Raw genomic sequence first — 5,966 nt, forward strand, 5'->3', positions numbered from 1 at the left:
GTTCTCTGGGCTGGCACCGCTGTAAAGCGCGCCGAACTCGTAGAAGGCCACCGACAACGGTCGCTCCGGACAGGGCGCTGCAGGTGCAGGCGTCGGCCCTTTGGCCACGGCCAAGCCGAGCGTGGCCCAGGCGATGGCACCGGCCAGCAACGCGCGAATCCTTCGCCGCATTGCCGCGCCTGGCCCTTTGGCCTGGCAACCACGCTCACTCTGCGGCAAGCCTTCCCTCCGGTGCATGGGCCGATGCTGCGCTCGACGCGGCGCGCCGACAACCGGGTTCACCTGAAGAAGGGGGCCTGCAAGCGCATTCACTTCAGGCCCAGGAAGTCCTTCACCACCGCCACGGTGCGGGCCGGGTCTTCTTCGTGGGGCACATGGCCCAGCTCGGGAAAGACCACCAACCGGCTGCCGCCGATGTCGCGCGCGAAGCGCTGGCCGTTGGGCGGCGGGATCAGGTGGTCGCGGCCGCCCCAGATGATCAGGGTCGGCAGCTTCAGCGCCGCGATGCGCGGCGAGTCCTGGCCCATGTCCAGCTGCTGCATGCGCAGGCGCAGCGCGTGGCGGTTGCCCTCGCGCAGCGTCAGCTCGAAGTAGCGGTCGACCAGCTCCGAGGTGACCTTGGCCGGCTCGCCGTAGACGTTCTGCACGCTGGCCTCGACCATGCCACGCGGCAGGAACCATTCGCTCAGGGCGCTGACGACCGGCAGCCGCGCGATGCGGAAACCCACGGGCATGTCGTCGGGCACGAAGTCGTAGCCAGCCGAGTCGACCAGCACCAGCTTGTCCACCCGCGCCGGCGCCAGCGAAGCCACCCGCCAGGCCACCTCGCCACCCAGCGAGTTGCCGGCCAGCACCGCGCGCTGCACGTGCAACTGGTCCAGCAGGTCGAGGGTAAAACGGGCCAGCGTGTCGCCGCGGTAGTCGTCGCGGGCGTATTCGCCGGTGAAGGGGCCTGTCAAGCCAAAGCCCGGCAGGTCGAAGCTGATGACGCGCCGTTGCGTCTTCAGCGCCGCGACCCAGCCCTCCCAGGTGTGCAGGCTGGCCGAGGTGCCGTGGATCAGCACGATCGGCGCGTGGTCGTCACGCGGGCCTTCGTCGCGCAGGTGGACCATCTGGCCCTTGACCTCGACAAAGTCCGACGGCGCCGGCGCCCAGCGGGCCACCAGCGTCTCGACCTGCCTGTCGGGCGCACGGGCCAGCGGCACCGCCAGCGCGGTCAACATCAACATCACGCCGAAGGCGCGCCAGAGCAGCATCTTCATGCGGTGATCTCGTGGTTGGTTTCAGGGTGCAGATCGGTCGCCAGCTCTTCGCGCTCGTCGAAGACAAAACAGCGGCCGTGCCAGTGCAGAGCGCCCTGGGTCTGCTCGAAGTAACGAAGGATGCCGCCTTCCAGCTGGTAACCATGGTCGATGCCCATGGCCTGCATCACCAGCGCGGCTTTCTCGCAGCGGATGCCGCCGGTGCAATAGCTGACCACCGTCTTGCCGGCCAGCTCTTCGCGGTGTGCGGCCAAGGCGGCAGGAAAGTCTGAAAAACGGTGCAGCCGCCAGTCCAGCGCTCCGTCGAAAGCCCCGGCGTCGACTTCGAAGTCGTTGCGGGTGTCCAGCATCACCACCGGCCGGCCTTCGTCGTCGTGGCCGGCGTCCAGCCAGCGCGCCAGCGTGGCCGGCGACACCGCTGGCGCGCGGCCGGCCGCCGGCTGCACAGCCGGCATGTTCATGCGGATGATCTCGCGCTTGATCTTCACCTTCAGGCGCTGGAACGGCGGGGTCTCACTCCAGCTTTCCTTGGCGTCCAGCCCGGCGAAGGGCAGATCTTCGCGCAGCCGTGCCAGCCAATCGCGCAATGCGCCCTCGGAGCCCGCCAGGAAAAGGTTGATGCCCTCTTCGGCCAGCAGCACGGTGCCCTTCAGGCCCGCGGCCAGCGCGTCGTCGTAAAGGCGTTGGCGCCGTGCCTCGAGCGCATCGAGCGCCACGAAGCGATAGGCAGAAACATTGAGAACGGCAGCCGTCATCGGCGGATTCTAGGGGCCCGCCCACGGGGCGCTGCGACCAGGCGACGCCCGGTCGGCCATGACTTTCGGCCTGCGACGGCCTGCGCAGCGCCTGGTTGGCCGGCCGGAGGTCAGCGCCGAGACGAAAGCTACGCAGCCTCTGCCAGGTCTGGCGCCTTCGCCGGCACCAGCTCAAGAACGGTCGGGCCGTCGCCGCCCAGCAGCAGCTGGGGCAACTGCATGAACCGCCATTGCCCCTTGTCGTCAGCAGCGAGCAGCCAGACCAGGTCGAAGCGGTCGTCCGGCCAGCGGGTCGGCAGTTCCACCCCCGCTCCGGCGATCTCGGCCGCCAGTGCCGGCAGGCGCTTGTGCTCCCAGGCCACCACCGAAAAGCCGCCCAGGGTCTTCAGATGCTGAGCGAGGTCGCGTTCCGCCCCGACGGGGAACGGCGTGGCAACGCCAACCCCGCAGTGCCCCGCCAGCGGCAACAGCGTGCTGATGCCGCGCCGACTGGGGTGAGCCGTGCTCGGCGCAGGGGCGAACAGGTGGCGGGGCCGCTCGTGGTCGGCCTTGGCCCGCCGGTTGTCCCAGAAGAACAGCGCCAGCGCGCCCGCGCGCTGCCAGCCGCGCACCGACAACTCGTTGCGGTCGACGCATCCCAATTCGTCGACCCCCACCAGCACGCCGTTGTCGGTCGGTTTCTCGGCGTGGCGTATCAGCGCGATGGACTGCGACGTGTTCATGACTGCTCTCGTAGGGGTGGTCGACTAGGGGGTTGCGTTTCAATCGCGCTGCGGTGCGAGACGGGTCAGCGCGAGGCGCTCAGGCGAACTGGGCCTTGAGCTCTTCCTTGCGCGCGAGCAGCGCCTGGCCCAAGGCCTTCATGTCGAGCTTGGTCGACGCTTTTGCCTTGGGAAACATCTCGGTCTGCTCTTCCTTGACGTGGTGCTTCACGTACTCGGACAGCACCTTGACGCGCGCGTCGTAGTCTTCGCCGTCGGGCTGAACGCCTTCGAGCTGTGCGATCAGCGTCTTCAGCGTCTCGTGCTCGACGCGTGCCTCCGGCACCAGCTCGGAATCGTTCAGCGCAGCCTTCACCGCCGGGTAGAAGATCTCTTCTTCAACCTGCGCGTGAATCGTCAGCTCCTGGCAGATCTTTTCCACCAGCACTTTCTTCTTGTCCGGCGAACGGCTCTTTTCGAATTGCTCGAACAGCTCGCTGACCAACTTGTGATCGGCTCGCAGCAGCGTGGTGGCGTCGACTTTGCCGTTGGTGCCTGGGGTCGATTTTTTGCGTTCCATTGCGTTACCTGCTTGTCAATTGAGGGGAAGGGTTGCGGCATCGGATGGCAAACCATGTGCCACGCACTGGTGCATTGAGGCGGCGTGGTGTGCAGTCACGCCAGCGATGGGCCGGCATGACAAATGCCGCCCCCACGCGTTACTGCTCACAAGGAGACCCTCATGACCCAGCCATTTCAGCAATGGAAGGTTCTGCCGCACGGCAAGCTGACCTCGGTCGACGACAACCTGCTCACCGTGGTCGGTGATCTGCACATGCCGCTCGCCGACCTGCCCCGGCGCATGACCGTGGCCCGCTTGGCAGACGGGCGGCTGGTGATCTTCAGCGCCATCGCGCTCGATGAAGACGAGATGCTGGCGCTGGAACGCTTCGGCACGCCCGCCTTCCTGGTCGTGCCGAACGACCACCACCGCCTGGACGCCAAGATCTGGAAAGACCGCTACCCCGGGATGCAGGTGGTCGCACCGGAAGGCGCCCGGGCGAAGGTCGAAGAGATTCTTGGCGTGGACACCACGGCACCTGAATTCGGCGACCCGAACGTGCAGTTCGTGACCGTGCCGGGCACCCACGGCCAAGAGGCCGCGTTGGTGGTCAAGGGCAGCCAGGGCACGACGCTGGTGCTGAATGACATCGTCGGCAACATCCGCGATGCCAAGGGCTTTGGCGGCTGGTTCCTGCGGCTGATGGGCTTCGCTGGCGACGAGCCCCACATCCCGGCGCCGGTCAAGATGATGATGGTCGACGACAAGGCCGCGTTGCGCGACCAGCTGATGGCATGGTCACGGATCGATCCGCTGTCACGCATCCTCGTCTCGCACGGGGCCGAGATCGACGATCACCCGAACCAGGCCTTGCGCGACCTGGCCAGTTCATTGGCTTGACGCCGCTCAGAAGAACGATGCCCGGTTAGTGGCGCCCCGCTGGACGACGACTGCCGCGAGGCCTAGCCTCGCGGCATGGACACGCCACTGCCCCACGACCACGAGCCCGCGCCAAGCGAGATCGCCGGGTCGCCGGCGAACGCCCCCGCAGCTGAAAGCTCGTACACCGCAGTCGCCCTGACGCCGCCGCTGAACCTGCTGCCCTGGTCAGCGCCTTGGCACTGGCTCGCGCTGGGCTGGCGCGACTTCACCCGAGCGCCGGTGATCGGCCTGTTCTACGGTGCCGCCTTTGCGCTGATGGGCTGGGCGCAGCTGCTGATCTTTCAATGGGCCCCGGCCTACACGCTGGTGCTGTCGGCGGGCTTCCTGCTCGTCGGCCCGTTTCTTTGCCTCGGGCTGTACCACGCCAGCCGGGCGCTGGAGCGCGGCGAGCGCCCGTCGCTGCGGGCGTCGCTCTTCGCCTGGCGATCGCAAAGCGGCACGTTGGCCATCTTCGGTTTCGTGCTGCTGGTGCTGGAAATGCTCTGGGCCCGTTCGTCGCTGGTGGTCTTTGCGCTGAGCTTCGATGGCATGCCCAACTTCCGCGGCTCGGTGCTGGCCCTGCTGGCGCCGGACAACCTGAACTTCATCGTGGCCTACCTGCTGGTCAGCGTGGTCTTCGCCGGGCTGATCTTCGCGATCAGCGTGGTGTCGATGCCGATGATCCTGGACCGGTCGACCGACGGGATCACCGCCGGCCTGACCAGCCTGCGGCTGGTGCTGACGCAACCCGGCGTCATGCTGCTGTGGGGCGCGCTGCTGACGCTGATGGTGGCGCTGGCGATGCTGCCGGGCTTCGCCGGCCTGCTGGTGCTGGGGCCGGTGGCCGGTCATGCCAGCTGGCACGCCTACCGCCTGGCGGTTGGTAGCGCCGGGCCGACCTCATCCGACTGAGCCGGTCGATCCATCGACAGCGATCTGCACGCTCAAAACGGAACCGGTTCCATTTTGAGTCAAAATGGGCGCTCCGGTGGCCGCGGYGGGTTTTGCCCGTCCACCGCCAACCGCTCTGAGCTCATCGCCCATGACCACTCGCTCGACCTCCCTGGCCCTTGCCTTGTCCGCCTGCTGGCTGCTGGCGGCCGGCGTGGTGCGCGCGGCCGACACCGTTTCACCCATGCCCACACCCACCGCCTCGCCCCGCACGCTGCAGGTCTACACCACGGCCCAAGGCGCGCCCCAGCGCCTGGCGCTAACCGCCACCGTGTCGACGGGCACCGGCGCCCAGCCGCCCGAGGGCGACGTGTCGATCTTCGTCAACCCCGCCCTGCGCTTCCAGTCGCTGCTGGGCATCGGCGCCGCTGTCACCGACGCCTCGGCCGAGGTCTTCGCCAAGCTCTCGCCGGCGAAGCAGGAAGAGCTGTTGCGGGCCTACTTCGACCCGGCTCAGGGCCTGGGCTACTCGCTGCTGCGCACGACCATCCACAGCTCCGACTTCAGCAGCGCCAGCTACACCTATGTGAAGGATGGCGACGTCGCCCTCGCCTCATTCGACGTGGCACCGGACCGGCGCTACCGCATCCCGCTGCTGCAACGCGCTTTGAAGACGGCCGCCGCTGGTGGCGGCTCGGTCACCACCTTTGCCAGCCCGTGGAGCGCACCGGCCTGGATGAAGGACAACGGCAACATGCTGCAAGGCGGCAAGCTGTTGCCGCAGTACGCAGGCGCCTGGGCGCTGTACTTCACCAAGTTCATCCGCGCGTACGAGAAAGAAGGCATTCCCGTCTGGGGCATCACCGTGCAGAAC

General features: G+C 67.5%; 7 protein-coding genes. 3 read left to right on the forward strand and 4 right to left on the reverse strand.

Translation table 11 applies throughout. The annotated features are described in order from the left end of the window. Positions 1-308: 308 nt before the first annotated feature. From AC1DYI_RS24340 to AC1DYI_RS24355, 4 genes are all read right to left on the reverse strand, one after another. Positions 309-1,262, reverse strand: coding sequence for an alpha/beta fold hydrolase (locus AC1DYI_RS24340; RefSeq protein ID WP_477206714.1), 954 nt, complete (start codon positions 1,260-1,262; stop codon positions 309-311). Beyond that, positions 1,259-2,017, reverse strand: a complete 759-nt coding sequence (locus tag AC1DYI_RS24345; protein ID WP_477206715.1) for a sulfurtransferase — start codon at positions 2,015-2,017, stop codon at positions 1,259-1,261. The genes AC1DYI_RS24340 and AC1DYI_RS24345 overlap by 4 nt, the downstream gene beginning before the upstream one ends. A gap of 128 nt (positions 2,018-2,145) precedes the next feature. After that, positions 2,146-2,739, reverse strand: coding sequence for a hypothetical protein (locus AC1DYI_RS24350; RefSeq protein ID WP_477206716.1), 594 nt, complete (start codon positions 2,737-2,739; stop codon positions 2,146-2,148). A gap of 79 nt (positions 2,740-2,818) precedes the next feature. Further along, positions 2,819-3,298, reverse strand: a complete 480-nt coding sequence (locus AC1DYI_RS24355) for a hemerythrin domain-containing protein (protein ID WP_477206717.1) — start codon at positions 3,296-3,298, stop codon at positions 2,819-2,821. 162 nt (positions 3,299-3,460) lie between these two features. On the opposite strand from AC1DYI_RS24355, the gene AC1DYI_RS24360 reads away from it, so the two are divergent. The 3 genes from AC1DYI_RS24360 to AC1DYI_RS24370 form a co-directional block, all read left to right on the forward strand. Then, positions 3,461-4,180 (forward strand): hypothetical protein, encoded by a 720-nt coding sequence (locus AC1DYI_RS24360; RefSeq protein ID WP_477206718.1) that lies wholly within the window; start codon positions 3,461-3,463, stop codon positions 4,178-4,180. A gap of 75 nt (positions 4,181-4,255) precedes the next feature. Beyond that, entirely contained in the window at positions 4,256-5,113 is an 858-nt protein-coding gene (locus AC1DYI_RS24365; protein ID WP_477206719.1) for a DUF2189 domain-containing protein, read from the forward strand. Positions 5,114-5,243: 130 nt separating this feature from the next. After that, on the forward strand, positions 5,244-5,966 hold a 723-nt coding region (locus tag AC1DYI_RS24370), incomplete at its 3' end, for a glycoside hydrolase family 30 protein (RefSeq protein ID WP_477206720.1).

The sequence above is a fragment of the Ideonella sp. P3_A4 genome, from assembly GCF_056403075.1.

Bases quoted from the DNA above. Each gene is read 5' to 3' on its own strand.
- AC1DYI_RS24355 (WP_477206717.1), bottom strand. From the start codon at position 3,298: ATGGAACGCAAAAAATCGACCCCAGGCACCAACGGCAAAGTCGACGCC.
- AC1DYI_RS24340 (WP_477206714.1), bottom strand. From the start codon at position 1,262: ATGAAGATGCTGCTCTGGCGCGCCTTCGGCGTGATGTTGATGTTGACC.
- AC1DYI_RS24365 (WP_477206719.1), top strand. From the start codon at position 4,256: ATGGACACGCCACTGCCCCACGACCACGAGCCCGCGCCAAGCGAGATC.
- AC1DYI_RS24350 (WP_477206716.1), bottom strand. From the start codon at position 2,739: ATGAACACGTCGCAGTCCATCGCGCTGATACGCCACGCCGAGAAACCG.
- AC1DYI_RS24345 (WP_477206715.1), bottom strand. From the start codon at position 2,017: ATGACGGCTGCCGTTCTCAATGTTTCTGCCTATCGCTTCGTGGCGCTC.
- AC1DYI_RS24360 (WP_477206718.1), top strand. From the start codon at position 3,461: ATGACCCAGCCATTTCAGCAATGGAAGGTTCTGCCGCACGGCAAGCTG.